The following is a 21,569-nucleotide window of genomic DNA, read 5'->3' on the forward strand; positions in this document are numbered from 1 at the left end:
ATGTGGTTACAACAGCGCAGTAGCCGCCATTCACTCATCGACCTCCGCACGGCCCCGCATGGTCGGCGCGGCCAGCCACGTCGCCTACCATCGAGCCTCGTGCCACGCGACGAACAAGAGCGGACCTACCGGTTCGCACGCCTGATCGCGGTCGTCGCAGGCATCGCGGGGCTGCTGCTGTGCGGGCTGGTTCCGCTGCTGCCGGTCAAGCAGACCACCGCCACGATCCTGTGGCCCCAGGCGTCCGGCCCCGACGGGCTGATCACCGACATCACCGCACCGCTGGTGTCAGGCGCCCCGCTGGCCCTCGACATCTCCATCCCCTGCCAGGCCATCGCCACGCTGCCGGAAGACGGGGGGTTGGTGGTGTCGACCGTGCCACCTGCCGGCATCGACGCCAGCCGTAACGGTCTGTTCGTCCGCGCCACCGACGACATCGTGGTGGTCGCGGTGCGTGACTCCGTCGCCGCCGTCGCGCCCCGGCCCGCCGTGGAGTCCGGTGCGTGCAGCACGCTGCATCTCTGGGCCAACCCGGGCGAGGTCGGAGCCGACTTCATCGGTATCCCCGGCTCGGCAGGCACCCTGTCGGCCGAGAAGAAGCCTCAGGTGGCGGGCGTCTTCACCGATCTGAAGGTGGCGGCGCAGGCAGGTCTGTCCGGTCGCATTGACATCGACACCCGGTTCATCACCTCACCGACGACGCTGAAGCTGGCCGTGATGGTGCTCGGGGTGGTCTGCGTGATCGCCTCGATGGTGGCGATGGCCGTGTTGGACCGCCGGAGCGCGCGTCGCGTCGCCCATGCGTGGCGGCGGTTCTGGCGAGTGGGGTGGGGGACGTGGCTCGCCGATGTCGGTGTCGTCGGGACGCTGCTGCTGTGGCACATCATCGGCGCGCTGTCGTCGGACGACGGCTACAACCTGACCATCGCCAGGGTCTCCGCCGACGCCGGTTACACCGCGAACTACTACCGCTTCTTCGGCGCCAGCGAGGCGCCCTTCGACTGGTATCAGTCCGTGCTCGCCCATCTCGCGGCGATCAGCACCGCCAGCGTGTGGATGCGCATCCCCGCCACGCTGGCCGGAATCGGCGCCTGGCTGATCCTGAGCCGCTGGGTGCTGCCCCGGCTGGGCCGGCGGCTCGCGATGAACCGCGTCGCGGTGTGGACCGCGGGAGCGGTGTTCCTGGCGGCCTGGCTGCCGTTCAACAACGGTCTGCGGCCCGAGCCGCTGATCGCGTTCGGCGTCATCGCCGCGTGGGCTCTGGTCGAGTACGCGATCGGCACCCGACGGCTGCTGCCGTACGCGGTCGCCATCGTCGTGGCCGCCTTCTCGGTGACGCTGGCGCCGCAGGGCCTGATCGCGGTCGCGCCGCTGCTCGTCGGTGCCCGCGCCGTGGCCCGCATCATCCGCAGCCGGCGCGCGGTCGACGGCGTCCTCGCACCACTGGCCACCCTGCTGTCCTCGGCGGCGCTGCTCTTCGTCATCGTGTTCCGGGACCAGACGCTGGCCACCGTCGCCGAGTCGGCGCGCATCAAGTACGTCGTCGGCCCGACCATCGCTTGGTATCAGGACTTCCTGCGCTACTACTTCCTCACCGTCGAGGACAGCGTCGACTCGTCGCTGACGCGTCGCTTCGCGGTGCTCGTGCTGTTGTTGTGTCTGTTCGGCATGCTGACGGTCCTGCTGCGCCGCAGCGTGGTGCCGGGCATGGCGCGCGGACCCGTGTGGCGCCTGATCGGGACGACGGCGATCGGCCTGCTCCTGCTGACGTTCACGCCGACCAAGTGGGCGGTGCAGTTCGGGGCGTTCGCCGCGCTGGCCGGTGCGCTCGGCGCGGTCACCGCGTTCTCGTTCGCCAGGGTCGGGCTGCACAGCCGACGCAACCTCGCGCTGTATGTGACCGCGCTGCTGTTCGTATTGGCTTGGGCGACCTCAGGTATCAACGGCTGGTTCTACGTCGGCAACTACGGGGTGCCGTGGTTCGACAAGCAGCCGGTGATCGCCGGGTTCCCGGTGCTGACCATCTTCCTGGTGCTGGCGATCCTGACGGGCCTGCTCGCCGGCTGGCTGCACTTCCGTATGGACTACGCGGGTCACACCGAGGTCGCCAGCACTGGCCGCAACCGAGCGCTGGCGTCGACGCCGCTGCTGGTGGTCGCTGTCATCATGGTGGTGCTCGAGGTCGGCTCGCTGGCCAAGGGCGCGGCACAGCGCTATCCCGTGTACACCACCGCGAAGGCGAACGCCGCCGCGCTGACGTCGGGATTGTCCTCGGCCAGTTGTGCAATGGCCGACGACGTCCTCGTCGAGCCCGATACGAATGCCGGGATGCTGCAACCGGTTCCGGGGCAGAAGGTCGGTGAGTACGGTCCGCTCGGCGGCGAGGATCCGGTGGGCTTCACGCCTAACGGTGTCAGCGACACCCTCGAGCCCGCCGAGCCCGTCACCGCCAACCCGGGTCTGGTGAACTCCGACGGCTCCCCCAACGAACCGAACGTCGGCGTTGGCTACGCGGCGGGCACCGGAGGCGGCTACGGACCGGTCGGCGTCAACGGATCGAACGCGTTCCTGCCGTTCGGGCTTGACCCGAAGCGCACGCCGGTGATGGGCAGTTACGACGAAAACACCGTCGCGGCGAAGGTGACTTCGGCGTGGTACCAGTTGCCGCCCCGCACTCCCGACCGGCCGCTCGTGACCGTCGCCGCCGCAGGTGCCATCTGGTACTACGAGGAGGACGGCTCGTTCAACTACGGGCAGTCGCTGAAGTTGGAGTGGGGTGTGCACCGGCCCGACGGCAGTTATCAGGCACTCGGCGACGTGCAGCCCATCGACATCTTCCCCCAGAAGGCTTGGCGCAATTTGCGTTTCCCACTGGCGTGGGCGCCGCCGGAGGCCAACGTCGCGCGCATCGTCGCCGACGACCCGAACCTGTCCGACGACCAGTGGTTCGCCTTCACCCCGCCACGGGTGCCCGTGCTCGAGACAGCGCAACAGCTACTCGGGTCCGAGACGCCGGTGATGCTGGACATCGCGACGGCCGCGAACTTCCCCTGCCAGCGCCCGTTCGCCGAACACCTCGGCGTCGCAGAGCTTCCGGAGTACCGCATCCAGCCCAACTTCAAGCAGATCGTGTCGTCGTCGAACATGTGGCAGTCCGCGCAGGACGGCGGACCGTTCCTGTTCATCCAGGCGCTGCTGCGCACCACGGCCGTCCCGAGCTACCTGCGTGACGACTGGTATCGCGACTGGGGTTCCATCGAACGCTACGAGCGGGTGGTACCGGAGTCGCGGGCGCCGAACGCCGACGTCGAACAGGGCACACAGCGCGTGTTCGGGTGGAGCCGCAACGGACCGATCAGGGCACTGCCATGACGGGGGCCATGACCAAAGACATCAAGACCGCGCGCTGGGTGGCGATGATCGCCGGGCTCATCGGCTTCGTCCTGTCCGTCGCGACCCCGCTGCTGCCGGTGGTGCAGACCACCGCGACGCTGAACTGGCCGCAGGCCGGGCAGATGAACAACGTGACAGCGCCGCTGATCTCGCTGACCCCGGTCTCGATGACGGCGACGGTGCCATGTGAGGTCATTCGTTCTATGCCGCCGCGCGGCGGGATGGTGCTCGGCACCGCGCCCAAGGACGGCAAGCAGGCCGCATTGCAGGGCCTGTTCGTCACGGTCTCGGCGCAGCGGGTCGACGTCACCGACCGCAACGTCGTGGTCGCCAGCGTGCCTCGCGCGCGCGTGCAATCCCCCGAATGTCAGCGCATCGAGATCACGTCGTCGGAGTCGGGCACGTTCGCGACGTTCGTCGGGCTGAAGAAAGCCGACGGCACGGAGCAGTACACCGGTTTCGTCGACCCGAACCTGCGGCCCCAGATCGTCGGCGTCTTCACCGACCTGACCGGCCCGGCACCGCCGGGACTCTCGGTATCGGCGGTGATCGATACCCGGTTTACCACGCACCCAACAGCTTTGAAGCTCTCCGCGATGGTGCTGGCGATGGTCGCCGCGATCATCTCGCTGGTCGCCCTGTGGAAGCTGGACCAGGTCGACGGTCGGCGGATGCGAAGGGTCATCCCGTCGCGGTGGCGGACGTTCAGCGCCACCGACGTGGTGGTGGTCGGTGGCTTCATGCTGTGGCACATCATCGGCGCGAACTCGTCCGACGACGGCTACCAGCTTCAGATGGCGCGCATCGCGGGCCATGCCGGCTACATGTCGAACTACTTCCGGTGGTTCGGCAGTCCCGAGGATCCGTTCGGCTGGTACTACAACCTGCTCGCGTTGATGACCAGCGTCAGCGATTCGAGTATCTGGATCCGGCTGCCCGACCTTGTGTGCGGAATCGTGTGCTGGCTCTTGCTGTCTCGCGAGGTGCTGCCGAGGTTGGGGCCCGCGGTCGCGTCGAGCCGGGCCGCGGTGTGGGCGGCGGGCCTGGTCCTGCTGGGCGCTTGGATGCCGTTCAACAACGGCCTGCGGCCCGAGGGGCAGATCGCCACCGGCGCCCTCATCACCTACGTGCTGATCGAGCGGGCCATCGCCTCGGGACGGATGACACCGGCGGCACTGGCCACGCTGACGGCCGCCTTCACCTTGGGTATCCAACCGACCGGGCTCATCGCCGTCGCCGCGCTGCTCGCAGGCGGTAGGCCGATCCTGCGGATCCTGGTGCGCCGGCATCGCCTCGTCGGCACCTGGCCGTTGGTGTTGCCGATGCTGGCCGCGGGCACCGTGATCCTGACGGTCGTCTTCGCCGACCAGACGATTGCAACCGTGTTGGAGGCCACCAGAATCCGCACGTCCGTCGGGCCAGCGCAAGAGTGGTGGACCGAGAACCTGCGCTACTACTACCTGATCCTGCCGACGGTCGACGGCTCGCTGTCACGACGGTTCGGGTTCCTGATCACCGCGCTGGCACTGTTCGCCTCGCTGTTCATCCTGTTGCGGCGCAAGCGGATTCCCGGTGTGGCCCGCGGTCCCGCGTGGCGGTTGATCGGCACGATCTTCGGCACGATCTTCTTCCTGCAGTTCGCGCCGACCAAATGGGTGCACCACTTCGGCCTGTTCGCCGCGGTGGGCGCCGCGATGGCGGCGTTGGCGACCGTTTTGGTCTCGAGAACCGTGCTGCGCTGGTCCCGTAACCGGATGGCGGTAGTCGCGGCCGTATTGTTCTTGCTCGCATTGTGTTTCGCGACCACCAACGGGTGGTGGTACGTGTCGAGTTATGGCGTTCCGTTCAACAACGCGATGCCGAAGATCGGCCCGGTCACCGTCAGCACGATCTTCTTCGCGCTGTTCGCCCTCGCCGCGATATGGGCAGCCTTCCTGCACTTCGCCGACCGGCGATGGGGTGAAGACCGCGTCACGCGCGCCATCACCGCCGCGCCCATTCCCGTCGCGGCGGGATTCATGGTGCTGGTGTTCGTCGGCTCGATGCTTGCGGGTGTGGTGCGCCAATACCCGACCTACTCCAACGCATGGGCGAACCTGCGTGCCTTCACCGGCGGCTGCGGTCTGGCCGACGACGTGCTGGTGGAACCCGATCCGAACGACGGGTTCCTTACTCCGCTGCCGGGCGACTTCGGTCCGTTGGGCCCGCTGGCCGGCGTCGGTTCGACCGGCTTCACCCCCAACGGTGTGCCGGAAAAGATTGTCGCCGAGACGATCCGGATGAACCTGCCGATGCCCGGTACCGACTACGACTGGGATCAGCCGACGAAGCGTAAGACGCCGGGCGTCAACGGCTCGACGGTGCCGCTGCCCTACGGCCTCGACCCCACCCGGGTCCCGCTGGCGGGCAGCTACGCCGAGGGGGGCCAGCAGGAGAGCAAGCTGACGTCGGCCTGGTACCAGCTGCCGCCGCGCGAAGACGCCCACCCGCTGGTGGTGATCACCGCGGCGGGCACGATCACCGGCGACAGCGTGTTCAACGGGCGCACCGACGGGCAAACGGTCGAACTGGAATACGCGCTGCCGGGGCCCGACGGTGCGCCGGTGCCCGGTGGCCGCCTGGTGCCCTATGACCTGGGACCCGTCCCGTCATGGCGCAACTTGCGCTTCCCCCGCGAGCAGATTCCCGCCGACGCCATCGCGGTACGCGTTGTGGCCGAGGATGTTTCGCTCACCCGTGGCGATTGGATCGCGGTAACACCACCCCGGGTGCCTGAGTTGCGGTCGGTGCAGGAGTACGTCGGCTCCGATCAGCCGGTGCTGATGGACTGGGCGGTCGGGTTGGCGTTCCCGTGCCAGGAGCCGATGCTGCACGCCAACGGCGTCACCGAGATCCCCAAGTTCCGGATCACGCCGGATTACAACGCGAAACGCAAGGACACCGACACCTGGCAGGACGGCCTCAACGGCGGGCTACTCGGCATCAGCGATCTGCTGCTGCGCGCGCACGTGATGGCGACGTACCTGTCCAACGACTGGGGTCGCGACTGGGGCTCGCTGCGCAAGTTCGACACCATCGTCGATGCGCAGCCCGCGACACTTGATTTCGGCACCGCCACCCACAGCGGGCTGTACTCACCCGGACACATCAGGATCAAGCCATGACATCGGACCGGATCCGCCTCGGCAACGCCACGCTCACGCGCGTCATCGAGACCCAGGTCGACGACCTGCCGACAGAGGTGTTCCCGTTCACGCCGCCCGAGGTCTGGCGTGAGGACACCGAGTTCCAGCCGACCTACTGGAATGGCGGCGGCTGGCGAATCGCCATGCAGATCTGGGTCATTCAGGTGGATGGCTTGACGGTGCTGATCGACACCGGTGCGGGCAACGACAAGGCCCGCCCGCTGATGTCGGTGCTGGATCATCTGCAAACCGATTTCCTCGCCGTACTTGGACGCGCGGGCTTCGAGCCCGCCGACATCGACGTCGTCGTGAACACCCACCTGCACTTCGACCACGTCGGCTGGAACGCCAAACTCGACGGCGAGGTATGGACGCCGACGTTCCCCAACGCGCGCTACCTGATGTCGGAAGCCGACTACCGGCACTTCTGTCCCGACGGCCCGGCTCAGACGACGACGCCGCAGTCGCCGGAAGAGGAAGCCACGCTGCAGCATGTCCGAACGGTGTTCGCGGACAGCGTTTCTCCCGTCCAGGAACAGATCGAGCTGTGGGCTGGTGACCACCAGCTCAGTGAGTCGCTGTGGTTGCGTCCCGCACCGGGTCATACGCCTGGGGCGTCGGTGGTGTGGCTGGATGCCGGTAAGCTCGCTGTCTTTGTCGGCGACCTGACGCACTGTCCGGTGCAGCTACACCGGCCCAACGATCCGTGCATGTGGGACGAGGACTTCGACGCCGCGGCGGTGACCCGTAAGCGCGTGCTGACCGAGGCGTCGCGGCGCCGCGCCGCAGTCATTCCCGCGCACTATCCCGGACGCGGCGGTGCCACTATCGTCGCGCGCGGGGATGCGTTCATGGTCGACGACTGGCTTGAACTGCCGCCGATCTGAGTTAGGGCGACCCCTCCGACGTCGTGGTCGCGTCAGTAGTCGTGGAGTCGTTGACCTCGAGAATGTCACTGTGGCACTCGATGTGCGACTGTCCGGTCTGCTCCATACAGACCAACACCGGCTGCTGGTGCTCCGAGGGCAGCACCTGGTCGTTGGGTCCGGGAGTGACTGTGGGAGCAGAGATCTGACCGGGAATCATCGACCAGATCGTCGCGCCCGTCGTCGGCAGATGTGCACAGTAGGCGGGCGCGCCGGTTTCGGTGAGCCCGGCCTCACCGAGCGTTCCGCACTCCGCACCGACAACCACCACCGGCAGAGCGACGCCTCCCGGCGGCGCGGCCGGGGCGGGGGCCTGCGCTGACGTCGTGGTCGGCGCCTTGGCTTCGGCAGGACCATCACGGCCGCGGTCGAACAGCACGAAAGCGCCTGCCGCGAGGGCGATCAGCACCACCGCCACGGCCGCAGACAGCACCCAACGCCGCCGCGACGGGGCCTCCGGCGTGGCATGCCGCGGACCCGATGCGCCCGTCGGCGCGGACTGCGCGGACATCGTCGGCTCCGACTGCGGGATCTTGGCTCCCGGTCCGGTATGCCGGGCCGGGCCAGGACCGGAGACGGTGGCGTCGGTCCGATGTGCGAGCGCGCGGGCGAAGTCGACGCACTTGTCGAACCGGTTCTTCGGCGACTTCGCCAGTGCCTTCTCGAAAGCCGGTCCGAGATTGGACAATTCGGGCCTGCGGGCGCCGATCGCAGGTATATCACCCGTCAGATGCTGGCTGATGACGACCGCGGGATTCTCGTGCTTGAACGGCGGCGTTCCCGTCAGCAGCTGAAAAGCCGTCGCCGCCAACGCATATTGATCAGCCCGGCCGTCGATACCCTCGCCCATGAGCTGTTCCGGCGCCGCGTACGCGACGGTGCCCACGGTCATGTTCGTCGCGGTCAGGTTGGTGGTCGCCCCATCCCCTATGCGTCTGGCGACCCCGAAATCCGCCAACATGATTCGCTCATTGGTGGTTCCGTGGTTGGCCAGCAGGATGTTCGCCGGCTTCACGTCGCGGTGCAGCAGCCCACGGTCATGGGCATAGTCGAGTGCGTCCGCGACAGCGGTGATGATCCGCACGACATCCTCCGGTGGCATACCGTCCGGATAGCTCTCCGCGAGCAGACGGTGTGCGTCGGTGCCTTCGACGTAGTCCATCGAGATCCAGAGCTGACCGTCGACGTCGCCGCGGTCGTGCACCTCCACGATGTGCTGGTGCCACAGCGTGGCCGCGATGTCGGCCTCGCGATTGAACCGCTCTCGGTACTCGCTGTCGGCGCAGACGGTGGCCGAGAGCACCTTCAGCGCGTCGTAGCGCGGCAGCCGGGGGTGCTGGGCCAAATACACTTCGCCCATGCCACCGGAGCCGAGTGAGCGCACGATGGTGTACCCGGCGATCTCCTGTCCGTCGGCGAGCGGCATGGGCGAATAGTAATTCCCTGCGGGCCCGTCAGTGAGGTGTGCCGAGGTAGGGAAACTCCGACAGGGTGTCCGAATGCGGGCTCAACCCGCTCGGCGGGCACTCACCCTTGGTCAGGAAGGCCAGCCGATAGTCGATGACGTCGTCGGTGAACGTGCGGCCATTCGGGTACTTGGCGGGTTTGGCCGGGTTGAACGTCAGCATGTCGGGCAGCGTGCCCTCGCGGTCGATTGCGGCGATGGCCTGCTCGCGCGAGTAGTCGCCCGTGTGGCCCATCAGGTGAATGAACTGTTCGATCCAACGTTCGCGGTCGCGCACCGGTTCACTGGCGTTGTACTCCAGCTTGGTGTCGTCGGTGTTGAAGAAACTGCTGACCGACGGGTGGCCGGCCCGGTCGACGTGGTTGAGCTTGCCGTCCTGCCGCAGGCTGCAGCGGCCCCAGATGCGGATGTCGGGTTTGGCGCCGAGGTATTCGGTGGGTAGTTCGAGCACCGTGGAGAAGACGTTGGCGGTCGTGTTGGAGTCCTGACCCGTCCACGGCGACTGGCCGCCGAGCTCGGCGAGGTGCGGTGAGGTGAAATTGCGCTTGCCTGAAATGTCGAACAGGTTCTTGATGCCGTCGAAGTCGAAGAAGAACGCGTCGCTGCGCGCACCGGCGAAGAACGTGAATCCGCCCGACTGGTGAATGCTGGGGCTCTTTCCGAACGACACCTCGACCGCGTCAAAGATCTTTTCGCCGACGGCTTCTGGTTCCTCCGCCTCCTCCCCGTGCGCCAGATAGACGTCGACGGTCTGCCTGCCGTCCTGCGGCGTCGAGAAGACGTAGCTGAACGCGATGTCGTTCTGCAGATCGCCGTCGTTGTCGATGGCGAGCCGGTAGACGGCGTCGGGGTGCAGCGCGTCGGCGTTCGGATTCGCGTTCAGGATCAGAACGGTGCGCCCCGGGTCGGCGGGCGATTGGAACGCGTACAGATCGCACAGATCGAGACGCTGGTCACCAAGGGGTGGGCCGAGGCTGAGGCCGGTGAAGTGGTTCGACACACCGGAGATTATCGCGACTAGATCGGCGTGAGGCCGTGCTTTCGCTGCACCCGGGTGATCTGCTTCTGGCGCAGCAAGCGCAGCGACTTACGCAGCAGTAGCCGCGTTTCGTGCGGCTGGATCACCGCGTCGATATAGCCACGCTCGGCGGCGATCCACGGCGTGGCCATGTTGAGGTTGTAGCCCTCGATGAAGTCGGCGCGGATCTTCTGCACCTCGGGCGCGGTGGGATCCGGGAAGCGCTTCACCAGCAGTTGCGCGGCGCCCTCGGCGCCGATCACCGCGATGCGTGCGGTCGGCCATGCGAAGTTGAGGTCCGCCGCCAGCTGCTTGGACCCCATCACCGCGTATCCGCCGCCGTAGGCCTTGCGGATGATGACCGTCACCTTCGGGACATCGGCCTCCACGAGCGCGTTGAAGAACCGGCCACCGCGCTTGATGATGCCGCCCTTCTCCTGCTCGACGCCGGGCAGCGCGCCCGGGGTGTCGACCACGAAGACCAAAGGCGTGTTGTACGAGTCGCAGAACCGGATGAAGGCCGTCGCCTTGTCCGAGGCTTCGGTGTCGATCGAGCCGGACAGATACATGGGCTGGTTCGCGATGACGCCGACGGGACGGCCGTCGACCCGCGCGAACGCCGTGATCATCGCCTGCCCGCGTTGCTGTCCCACCTCGAACACGTCGCCGTCGTCGAAGATCCGCAGCAGGATCTCCATCATGTCGTACGCCTGGTTGTCCGCATCCGGCACGATCGCATCGAGCTCGTAGTCGTGCGGGGTCAGCTCGGGCTCCATACCCGGGTTGACGATCGGCGCGTCCTCAAAAGTGTTGGCGGGCAGGAAGCTCAGATAGTCGCGGACGTACTGGAACGCCGCCTCCTCCGAGTCGACCACCTGGTGGATGTTGCCGTAGCGCGCCTGCGCGTCGGCGCCACCGAGTTCGTCCATGGACACGTCCTCACCGGTGACGTCCTTGATCACGTCGGGTCCGGTGATGAACATGTAGCCCTGATCGCGCACCGCGACCACGAGGTCTGTCTGGATCGGCGAGTACACCGCACCGCCCGCGCAGGCGCCGAAGATCAGCGAGATCTCGGGCACCAGGCCGCGCAGCATCTCGTGCCTGCGGCCGAGCTCGGCGTACCACGCCAGTGACGTCACCGCGTCCTGGATGCGCGCGCCCGCGGAGTCGTTGATGCCGATGATCGGGCAACCGACCATCGCCACCCACTCCATGAGCTTGGCGACCTTGCGGCCGAACATCTCGCCGACCGAACCCTGGAACACGGTCTGGTCGTGGCTGAAGACGCCGACCGGCCTGCCGTTGATGGTCGCGTGCCCGGTGACGACACCGTCGCCGTAGAGCGCATCGGGATCGCCCGGCGTCTTGGCCAGCGCGCCGATCTCCATGAAGCTGCCCGGGTCCACCAGCGAGTGGATGCGGGCGCGGGCGCTCGGGATGCCCTTGCGCTCACGCTTGGCGATGGCCTTCTCACCACCGGGTTCCTTCGCCAACTCCAGCTTCTCGTGAAGATCGGCCAGCAGCTCCGCAGTGGTTTTGTTGGTCACTCGCCTACTTCTCCTGAGATTCGATGCGGTTGAGCGCCTCGCTCATGTGTGCCCCGACTTTGGCAATGTACGGCTCGTCGATGGCCTGGATGTGCTCACCCCCGATGGGCACCACTTCCAGCTCCGAGACGAACTCACCCCAGCCGCCGTCCGCCTTTCGGGTGCCGTACGCCGGCTCGAAGTAGATCGCGTCGTCGTGGTAGCGGTCAGCCATGTAAAGCGTCACGTTGCCGTCGTAGGGCTGGATCTCCGCGAGATCGATGGCCCGCTGGTCCAGATACGACGTGCGCTGGTGCTCGATGATGCCGCCCGGGATCTGCACCCCGGCCTGGCTCACGACGTCCAGCACGAACTTCACCTGGCCCTCGTCATCGAGCGCTTCGAGTTCCTCGTAGGGGATCTCGGGCACCTCGACGTTGAAGGTGCGCTCGGCGAACCGCGCGTAGCGGTCCCAGCGCTTGCGGGTCTCCTCCTTGGTCTGCAGGATCGGTTCCCCGGGCCGCACCGCGTCGATAAGGCCGACGAAGCGCACGTCGGCGCCCGCCTTCTTGAGCCCGATCGCGCAGGCGTAGGCCAGCACACCGCCCAACGACCACCCGGCCAGGATGAAGGGGCTTCCCCTTTTTCCTTCGACCCAGCCGTTGATTTCCAACAGCTTGGGCACGTACACGCTGGCGCGCTCCTCGATCGAGCCCTCCACGCGCTCGATGCCGTACATCGGAGTGCTCGCCGGCAAGCGCTTCAGCAGCGGCTCGTACACCACGGTCGACCCGCCTGCGGCGTGGAACACGAACACCGGGATGTCGTTGGAGCCCTCCTGCGGGGCTCGCAGGGTCCGCACGAAGCCGTCGACCTTGCCGCCCTCGAGATAGTCCCTGACCGTGGTGGACAGCGCCTCGATCGTCTTCGCGCCGCGTACGTCGTCGGCGGTGACGGTGCCCTCGTCGACGCGTTCGGTGAGGCGTTCGGCGATCTTGGCCGCGGTGTCGTCGTCGACGGCGGGAAGCTCGTTGAAGATCCCGCCCGGCGACTTACCGGTGACGATGGCCCACGTCGCGAACGTCACGCGCTCGGCGGCGTCGCGCGGGGGCACGTCCGAGCCGAGTGCTTCGGTCACCGCCTCCTGTGTCAACACCTTGGACGCGGCGGCCACCGTAGACTGCGATGGTCCGGCCGCAGACGGAGCGGCCCCGGCCGCGACATTCTGCTGCGGCCCACGCGGGTCGGTGGGCGGCGGCGGAATGGCCGGTGCCGCTTGGGCTTCCACCGCATCCGTAGCGATGGCCTCCGGGGCTTCCGGGGCTTCGGCCGCTTCCGTGGCGATGGGGTGCCCCGCCTCGGCCAGCTTGGCCTCGAGTTCGGCGACCGTCGTCGCGCCGCCCATCAACTCCGCCTGCGCGGCGGCGATGTCCTCGGCCGACTGCCCCTTCTGCGATTCCGCGAGCTGGTCGACCTCGTCGCGGTGCTCGATCGCGTACTGGATCAGTTTCTCCACCGCATACAGGTTGGCGTCACGCACCGCGGTCAACTGGATCGGCGGCAGGTCGAAGTCGTACTCGACCCGGTTCTTGATCCGCACGGCCATCAGCGAGTCCAGGCCGAGCTCGATCAGCGGCACCTCCCAGGGAAGGTCCTCGGGCTCGTAACCCATTGCGCCGCCGACGATCGCGCCCAACCGCTGACCGATGGTCTCACCGGTGTCCGCCGACCACTTCGCGAAGCCTGCGGCGAGACCTGCACCGGCAGTGAGGTTGTCCTGGAGGATCGCCGCATCATCTTGCGCTGGCGCTTCAACGGGCGTCTCCTCGGCGACGGCCACGTCGACCGCGCTTCCGGCGGCGGCTGTGGACGGGAGAGCGCTCGCCGCTCCTCCGCGGGTGACGACAGCGTCGTACACCAGCGTGAAGGACTCGTCGATTCGCGCATGCACCTGCACGGTCGCGCCACCCGGATGCCGGGTCAGCGTGGTGACCAGACGCGCATCGTCGGCGGGTACCGCGCGCTGCTCGAACGCCGTGATCTTGGCATCCGGAAGCACTTGTGCCGCAGCGGTTCTCACCAGTGCCGCCAGATCGGTGGCACCGCGCGGCGCGTACTCCCAGACATGCCTGCCGTCCGGCGTCGCGACGTGGCCACCGGGCAGAACCGCGGCGCTGTCACCGGCGAAGTGCACGTCGAGCCAGTGCGGCTTCCGCTTGAAGCGGGTGGGCGGGATGCTGGCGTAGTCGCCCCTGGAGAAGAGGGTGCGGAAATCGAGATCGTGGCCGTACACGAACAGGTTCGCCATGGCCGTGGTCATCGAATCGATCTCGTCCTGCTTGCGGGCCAAGGTCGCGATGAGCTGGGCGTCGTGCAGCCCGGCGCTCGCCGTCGTGAGCCCAACTTGCATGAGCGCCACGGGATTCGGAGCCAGTTCCAGGAACGTCGTATGCCCGTTGTCGACGGCGTTGCGGATGCCGTGCGTGAAGTACACGCTGTGCCGCAGGCCCTTCTTCCAGTAGTCGACGTCGTGGATCGGGTCGGCGCCCGCGCGGATCAGCTGACCCTCGTGCACCGTCGAGTAGTACGCGGTTTGCAGCGGGTGCGCCTCGATGCCCTGGATCTCGGCGGCGAGCTCCCCGAGCAGCGGATCCATCTGCTGGGTGTGGCTGGCGCCCTTGGTCTGGAACTTTCGTGCGAACCGGCCCTCGGACTCGGCGCGCGCGATGATTGCGTCGACCTGCTCCGGCGGACCGCCGATGACGGTCTGGGTCGGGGCCGCGTACACGCAGACTTCGAGATCCGGGAAGTCGGAGAAGACAGTCTTGATCTCGTCGGTCGAGTACTCGACGAGCGCCATGAGGCGGATGTACTCGCCGAACAGCATGGCCTCGCCCTCACCCATCAGGTGAGCGCGCGAGCAGATGGTGCGCGTCGCGTCCTCGAGCGATAGGCCGCCGGAGAAATACGCCGCCGCAGCCTCGCCGAGCGACTGGCCAACCAGCGCACCGGGTGTCGCGCCGTGCGCCTTCAGCAGCTCACCGAGCGCGACCTGGATCGCGAAGATCACCGTCTGCGTGGTTTCGATGCCGTAGTCCTGTGAGTCGTCGAGGATCAGCTCGACGACGGAGTAGCCGCGCTCGTCCTGCACGTGGGCGTCGACCTTGTTGATCCACTCGGCGAACGTCTCGTTGCGCAGGTACAGGCTCTTGCCCATCTTGCGGTGCTGCGCGCCGAAACCGGCGAGCACCCACACCGGGCCGTTGGTGACGGGCCCGTCCGAGCTGATCACCAGAGGGCTGGGCTTGCCGTCGGCGATGGCCCGCAGACCCTTGACGGCCTCTTCGTGGTCGTGCGCGAAAATCACTGCGCGTGAACGTCCGTGGTTACGCCGCGACAGCGAACGGCCGATGGCCTCCAGCGATGTGCCCTGGCCCTGCGGGCTCTCGATCCAGTCGGCCAGTTCAGCGGCCGTCGTCTTCTTGCGTGATGTCAGGAATCCCGAAACCGCCAGCGGCACCATCGGTTTGACGGGATTCTCAGCCTGCTCGGCTTCGAGTTCCTCACGGGCGACCGCCAGCAGACGCAGAGCCTCGTCGGTCAGACCCGGCAGTTCAGGCTCGGCTTCGGTCGCCCCACCGTAGAACTCGGGATCATGACCGGCATCGCCGAAATCGTCGTCCTCGTCGTCGTCCTCGACCAGGACCCCGCCGACGTACACAGGAGCCTTCTCCGGAGCCGCGGTGACGACGATCGGCGCCTCTTCGGGCTCGGGCTCGATGAGATCGGTGGGCAGCACCTGGCGCAGCACCAGGTGGGCGTTGGCACCGCCGAAGCCGAAGCCCGAGACACCGGCGATGGCGATGCCGCTGTAGCGCGGCCAGTCGGAGACGACGTCGTTGACCTTGAGGCCTTCGCGCTCGAAGTCGATGTACGGGTTGGGCCCGGTGTAGTTGATCGACGGCGGCAGCTTGTCGTACTTCAGGGCCAGCGCCATCTTGGCCAGGCTCGCCGCGCCCGCGGCCGATTCCAGATGGCCCACATTGGATTTCACCGCACCCAGCAGGGCGGGCTTGTCCGCGGCACGGCCCCGACCGACGACGCGGCCCAGCGCGTCGGCCTCGATCGGGTCGCCGAGGATGGTGCCGGTGCCGTGGGCCTCGATGTAGTCGACGGTCCGCGGGTCGATACCGGCGTCCTTGTACGCCTTGCGCAGAACCGCTTCCTGCGCATCGGGATTCGGCGCGAGCATGCCATTGGAGCGGCCGTCGTGGTTGACGGCGCCACCGGCGATGACGGCGAGAATGTCGTCGCCGTCCCGGCGCGCGTCCTCGAGACGCTTGAGCACGATCATGCCGCCGCCCTCGGAACGGGCGTAGCCGTCGGCGTCCTGCGAGAAGGATTTGATCCGGCCGTCGGGTGCGAGCACGCCGCCGACCTCGTCGAAGCCAAGCGTCACCAACGGGGTGATGAGCGCGTTGACACCACCGGCGAGCACCACATCGGCGTCTCCGGCACGCAGCGCCTTGATGCCCTCGTTCACAGCAACGAGCGACGACGAACACGCGGTGTCGATCGACATAGACGGTCCGCGGAAGTCATAGAAGTACGAGACGCGGTTCGCGATCACCGCGCTCGAGTTGCCGGTGATGGCGTACGGGTGGGCCACCGAGGGGTCGGCGACCGACATGAACATGTAATCGTTGACCGAGCTGCCGATGAAGACACCGACGCTCTCACCGCGCAGACTCGAGGCGGGAATCCTTGCGTGCTCCAACGCCTCCCACGTGAGCTCGAGGGCCATCCGCTGCTGCGGATCGATGTTGTCGGCCTCCATCTTCGACAGTGCGAAGAACTCGGCATCGAAACCCTTGATGTCCGACAGGTAGCCGCCGCGGGTGCGGGCCTTGTTGACCCGCTCGGCGACGCGTGGCTCGCTGGTGAACTCCGACCACCGGCCCTCGGGCAGATCGGTGATGGCGTCGCGGCCCTCGAGCAGCGCCTGCCACATCTCGTCCGGAGTGTTCATATCGCCGGGGAAGCGCGTGCCGACACCGATGATCGCGATGTTGGCGCGGCCCTCGTCGACCGTGCGCGACCAATCCTCGTCGCCGGCGAACTCCGGCTCGGGCTCGCCCTCGACGATGACCGTCGCGAGCGACTCGATGGTGGGATGCCGGAACGCCATGGTCGCGGTGACGACGACGCCGGTGTAGTCCTCGATATCGCTGGCCATCGCGACCGCGTCGCGCGACGCCATGCCCAACTCGATCAGCGGTGCGGACTCGTTGACGGAGTCCGGCGACGTGTTCGTCGCGTTGGCGACCCAGTTGCGCATCCACTCGCGCAGTTCGGGCACGGAGATGTCGGTGCGGGGCTCCGCCCCAGCGGCCGGGGTCTCGGGTTGCTGCGAATCGTCTTGTGTGTCAGCCATATTGAGGAGTTGGTCAGTCTTTTTCGTCAGGGAAATCGTTGGCGATCTTGCCCGCGCGCAGACTGCCGTCCAGATACGCGGCGCGGCAGGCCCGCCGGCCGATCTTGCCGCTTGAGGTGCGGGGAATCGCACCGGCCGCGGTGAGCACCACGTCGCGCACGGTGACACCGTGACGCACGGCGATGGCGGTGCGGATGTCGTCGATGATCGGGGCCATGTCCAGCTTGTGCGCCCCGGGGGCGCGCTCGCCGACGATCACCAACTGCTCGGACGAGTCGGAGGGATCACGCTTGAGACCCGCGTGCGCGTTCTCGAACACCTCGTCGGGCAGCTGGTTGGCCGGCACCGAGAACGCCGCCACGTACCCCACCCGCAGCGCCTTGGTGGCTTCCTGCGCGGAGTACTCGAGATCCTGCGGATAGTGGTTGCGACCGTCGACGATCACCAGATCCTTCACGCGGCCGGTGATGAACAGCTCGCCGTCGTAGAACGCGCCGAGGTCACCCGTGCGCACCCACGTCGCGTCGTCGGTCGCGCCTTCGGCGTGCGACGGGCTCGTGCGTGACTTGAGGATGTTTTGGAACGTCTCGCGGGTCTCCTGTTCCTTGCCCCAGTAACCGGTGCCCATGTTCTGGCCGCTGATCCATACCTCACCGATCTGTCCGTCGGGCAGCTCGGTGGCCGACTCCGCATCGACGATCACGGCCCATTCGGCGACGCCGACCTTGCCGGCACCCGCCTGCGCGACAGCGCTCGGCGAATCGGGATCGACCTCGACGAAGGTTCCGGTGTTGAGCTTGTCGCGATCGACCGAGACGATCCTCGGGTGATCACCCATCGGGGTGGTCGACACGAACAACGTCGCCTCGGCCAGACCGTAAGACGGCTTGATCGCCTGCGGCTTGAAGCCGTGCGGCTCGAACGCCTCGTTGAAACGCCGCACGGTGGCGGCCGAGATCGGCTCGCTGCCGTTGAGGATGCATTTGACGACCGATAGGTCCAGCGGCGGCTCGTCGTCCTTGGGCACTGCACGGGCGGCCGCATGATCGAACGCGAAGTTCGGCGCCACCGAGATCACGCCGCCGGTGTCGTCGGGCTTGCGCGACATCTCGCGGATCCATCGGCCGGGCCTGCGGACGAACGCCGCCGGGGTCATGAAGGTGAAGTAGTGCCCGATCATCGGCGCCAGCATGGCGGTGATCAGACCCATGTCATGGAAGAACGGCAGCCACGACAGACCGCGGTCGCCTTCCTGACCGTCGAGCGCCTCGATGATCTGCACGATGTTGGTCGCCAGATTGAGGTGGGTGATCTGCACACCGGTCGGGATGCGCGTCGACCCGGACGTGTACTGCAGGTAGGCGACGGTGTCATGTTCCACGTCGACCGGTACCCAGGTGGCGCCGACCTCGTCGGGCACAGCATCGATGGCGATGACGCGCGGCCGGTCCTTGGCGGGCCTGCTGCGGAAGAATTTACGAACGCCCTCGGCCGAATCCGTGGTCGTCAGGATCGCCGACGGCTTGCAGTCGTCGAGCACGGCGTGCAGCCGTCCGACGTGGCCAGGCTCAGACGGGTCGAACAGGGGCACCGCGACGCGGCCCGAGTAGAGCGTGCCGTACATCGCGACGACGTAGTTGAGGTTCTGGGGGCACAGCACCGCGACGCGGTCGCCGGGTTCGGTGACCTGCTGCAGGCGCGCGGCGACGGCGCGGTTGCGGGCCGCAAAGTCGGCCCAGTTCAGCTCGCGCGCCACACCGTCGCGTTCGACCGAGAAGTCGAGGAATCGGTAGGCGAGCTTGTCGCCACGGACCTTCGCCCACTTTTCGACGTGCTTGACCACGCTGCCGTTATCCGGGAACTTGATCAATCCGTCTTTCAGGAACGGGTTGTGAAACCCCATTCTCACTCTCCTTCAAAGGCACACATGTCTTGATGCCGTATCGCACATGATCCGTCCGGCCCAAACGTGAAACCGGGGTCGTGCCGGTCGAAAATCGCTCTTAGTTTTTTCTTAATGTTAGGCGACCGGCGGACGCAGTCCAAATCTCTGCGATTACAGGTCAGCCATGTTTCGGGTGCGGAGCGTTATCGATCACACTCTGCGCCCAACCAAGTGTCCACTGCGGGGCCGCAGCACCATCGAGATTCCAGAACTGCGGCGTGTTGTACATCGCGTGGATCGGCTGGCCGGCACCCCCGCTGAGCACCTCTAGCGTCCTGGGCAGCTGGGTGATGTTGAACGCCGACTCCGGCGCCGAACAGATCAAATCGCCCGAGGCGCAGATCTCATAGACGCGGTTGTTCAGCATGCCGAAGCCGCCCGGCCGCGGACCTGTCATGTCCAGACCGAACTCGTTGAGCATCGGCACCTCGTCCAGGGTGATCTCCGCGCCCTGTCCGGGTGCGTTGGGACCGACGTCCTGGCCGACACCGGGCTGGCGGCGACCGTCGGCGATCAACACGCTCCCGAGAACCAGGTCCTCGTCGACCGGGCCGCGGCCGTTGCCGACGTCGCTGGCGATGTCACCGGCGATCACCGCGCCCTGCGAAAAACCGATCAGCACATAGCTGGTCAGCGGGCATCGGTTGTTCATGTCCGTCATCGCCCGTACCGCCGCGTCGAACCCTTCGGCGCGACTCTGGTTGTAGGACATCTGCTTGTCTGCGGCGAACGGATTGTGGAACTGCGCGGTGTAGGGAACCGTGTAGATCTCCAGCCGGCCCGCGTCGAACTGCTGACGAAGCGGGTTGGTCACGTTGAGCAGCAGTGCGATCGGGAACTGCGTCGGGTTGAACGGGTCGAGCTGCGGCGACGACTCCCAGGTGCCGGGAATCGAAATCATCTGCACGTCCGGGCAGCTGGCGTCCTGGAACTCGGGCCGCGGCTTCTTCCCCGTCGGCGGGATGCCGCCGGGCACCGACGACCCGGGCGGCTGCGCACCGGGCGGGGTTTCCGGTGATCGCTGCCAAACCCAGACCAGCACCACGACCAGCACCACCACGAGCGAAACCGCCACCGCCGCGACGAGCCCCAGAATGCGGTGACGTTTCCGCGCAGTGGTCTTGGACATCGGTTTCCTGGTACTCCTTGCGTGCTGTGGTCTGGTGCTCGTCGTCCGCGACTGCTAGCAGAGTCGTTCGGTCGCGATGCGAATGTACTCGGCGGTCGCCTTGTTGATGTCGGCCGATGACGGCGCGGCGGTGGACAGGCCGTCACCGTCGGCGTCACTGCGCACCAGCGGCAGTACGAAATCCCAGACCTCGTGATCGTCCTGTTTGGCCGCGCGGGCCTGACACACGTAGGAGCCGATCGACAGGGCAGCCAGATTGCTCGACGGCGTCACGCCAGCGGCGGTCAGTGCGTCGAGGTACTGGCGTTGCTGCGCCGTCACGACCAGGGCGTTCGACTGTCCTTGCACGGGTCCCGGCGGCGCCGCACCGGCGTCGCCGTGCGCGGATTCCGTTTCGGAGGTAGGCATGCCGATGGTGGCCATCACGTCGTTACCGGAACATCCGGTCACCAACGCCGGAACTGACGCCACCACCAGCGTTGTTGCTGAGGTTGCCAACCATCCGCAGAGCGGGGTCGAACCGACCCGTCGCCGTACCGAGAGCTGCACGATTCCAAGGTACCGGCTGATACACAGAAGAAACTGAGAGCGCAGGCCGTGCCGCGCCGAGTTGATCCTGGTTGCTGGCTACCTATTTGATGGTGGCGACAAGTTCGCCCGACATCGCCGCGAGCTGCCCACTCCAGGCGCCCCAGTCGTTGCCGCCGGCGGCCGGGAAGTCGAAGTGGCCATTCTTGCCGCCGACGGAGCGGTAGTGCTGGTAGAACTCCTTGTTCGTGCCTGCGGCGATATCGCAGTAGCCGATCATCGCGGGCACGTCGCACCCACCGGTCGTCGGGCTGTACACCCACAGCCGGGTGTTGTTGTCCGAGAGCAGCTGTACGTGGACGTTCGGCGAATGCCACTTCCACCGGCCCAGCTGTGGCAAGCCCCACATGTTACGAGTGTCGACGCCGCCGAACTGCTGCAGGCCGGCGGTGATGGCGCCGTCGACGCCCGTCCGCTCAGGAGCCAGGAAGCCCGACAGCGATCCCGCGAAGCGATACCGGTCCGGGTGGAAGGTCGCCATCGCCATCGCGCCGTAACCGCCCTGTGAGGCGCCGACGATGCCGTGGCCGCCCGGCGCGAGCCCCTTGTTGGCGGCCAGCCAGTTCGGCAGCTCGGTGGCGAGGAACGTCTCCCACTGCTTGCTGCCGTCCTGCTCCCAGTTGGTGTACATGCTCCACGCGCCGCCGGCGGGAGCGGCGATCGAGATGCCCTGCCCGCCGAGCGCGCCCATCGCGTTGCCCGCCGTCACCCAATTGCTGACGTCAGGCGCGGCGTTGAACGCATCGAGCAGGACGACGGCGTGCGGACCCCCGCCGGAGAATGCGACCGGGATGTCGCGGCCCATGGCCGCCGACGGCACCATCAGCATCTCCACGTCCGCCTTGGCGGTAGGTGCCATGGACGTACCGGCACCCCAGAGGCCGGCAGCCAACACCACGGTCAGGAACATCCGAATCACGCCACGCATCAACTGCCCCATTTCACGCTCGTCCAGCG

General features: G+C 67.1%; 11 protein-coding genes. 3 read left to right on the forward strand and 8 right to left on the reverse strand.

The features are described from left to right. The first annotated feature begins 99 nt into the window (after window positions 1–99). Genes ACIA48_RS00490 through ACIA48_RS00500 form a run of 3 tightly spaced genes read left to right on the forward strand, consistent with a single transcriptional unit; the run spans window position 100 to window position 7,465 of the window. Complete coding sequence (locus ACIA48_RS00490) at window positions 100–3,372, forward strand: arabinosyltransferase domain-containing protein (RefSeq protein ID WP_396726505.1); 3,273 nt, start codon at window positions 100–102, stop codon at window positions 3,370–3,372. After that, window positions 3,369–6,557: an arabinosyltransferase domain-containing protein gene (locus ACIA48_RS00495; RefSeq protein ID WP_396726509.1), complete on the forward strand. Its 3,189-nt coding sequence runs from the start codon at window positions 3,369–3,371 to the stop codon at window positions 6,555–6,557. The genes ACIA48_RS00490 and ACIA48_RS00495 overlap by 4 nt, the downstream gene beginning before the upstream one ends. Continuing rightward, window positions 6,554–7,465: an MBL fold metallo-hydrolase gene (locus ACIA48_RS00500; RefSeq protein WP_396726511.1), complete on the forward strand. Its 912-nt coding sequence runs from the start codon at window positions 6,554–6,556 to the stop codon at window positions 7,463–7,465. The genes ACIA48_RS00495 and ACIA48_RS00500 overlap by 4 nt, the downstream gene beginning before the upstream one ends. 1 nt (window position 7,466) lies before the next feature. On the opposite strand, the gene ACIA48_RS00505 is transcribed toward ACIA48_RS00500, so the two are convergent. The 8 genes from ACIA48_RS00505 to ACIA48_RS00540 all read right to left on the reverse strand — a co-directional run bounded on the left by ACIA48_RS00505 (window position 7,467) and on the right by ACIA48_RS00540 (window position 21,540). Then, a complete protein-coding gene (locus ACIA48_RS00505; RefSeq protein WP_396726514.1) occupies window positions 7,467–8,930 on the reverse strand; it encodes a protein kinase in 1,464 nt (487 codons plus the stop codon). Window positions 8,931–8,958: 28 nt separating this feature from the next. Further along, window positions 8,959–9,969 carry a DUF4331 family protein gene (locus tag ACIA48_RS00510; protein ID WP_396726517.1) on the reverse strand — a complete coding sequence of 337 codons (1,011 nt, stop codon included), beginning with the start codon at window positions 9,967–9,969 and terminating at the stop codon, window positions 8,959–8,961. Between the two features lie 17 nt (window positions 9,970–9,986). Beyond that, window positions 9,987–11,537 carry an acyl-CoA carboxylase subunit beta gene (locus tag ACIA48_RS00515; RefSeq protein ID WP_396726520.1) on the reverse strand — a complete coding sequence of 517 codons (1,551 nt, stop codon included), beginning with the start codon at window positions 11,535–11,537 and terminating at the stop codon, window positions 9,987–9,989. A gap of 4 nt (window positions 11,538–11,541) precedes the next feature. Beyond that, window positions 11,542–16,950, reverse strand: a complete 5,409-nt coding sequence (gene pks13, locus ACIA48_RS00520; RefSeq protein WP_396726523.1) for a polyketide synthase Pks13 — start codon at window positions 16,948–16,950, stop codon at window positions 11,542–11,544. Window positions 16,951–16,963: 13 nt separating this feature from the next. Beyond that, entirely contained in the window at window positions 16,964–18,853 is a 1,890-nt protein-coding gene (gene fadD32, locus ACIA48_RS00525; RefSeq protein WP_396726526.1) for a long-chain-fatty-acid--AMP ligase FadD32, read from the reverse strand. Window positions 18,854–19,013: 160 nt separating this feature from the next. Beyond that, complete coding sequence (locus ACIA48_RS00530; protein WP_396726529.1) at window positions 19,014–20,024, reverse strand: cutinase family protein; 1,011 nt, start codon at window positions 20,022–20,024, stop codon at window positions 19,014–19,016. 54 nt (window positions 20,025–20,078) lie between these two features. Further along, window positions 20,079–20,573: a DUF732 domain-containing protein gene (locus ACIA48_RS00535; protein ID WP_396726531.1), complete on the reverse strand. Its 495-nt coding sequence runs from the start codon at window positions 20,571–20,573 to the stop codon at window positions 20,079–20,081. Window positions 20,574–20,655: 82 nt separating this feature from the next. Continuing rightward, complete coding sequence (locus ACIA48_RS00540) at window positions 20,656–21,540, reverse strand: alpha/beta hydrolase-fold protein (RefSeq protein ID WP_396726533.1); 885 nt, start codon at window positions 21,538–21,540, stop codon at window positions 20,656–20,658. Window positions 21,541–21,569: the final 29 nt, after the last annotated feature.

The sequence above is a fragment of the Mycobacterium sp. NPDC051804 genome (assembly GCF_044452905.1).
In the GTDB taxonomy this organism is placed as follows: domain Bacteria; phylum Actinomycetota; class Actinomycetes; order Mycobacteriales; family Mycobacteriaceae; genus Mycobacterium.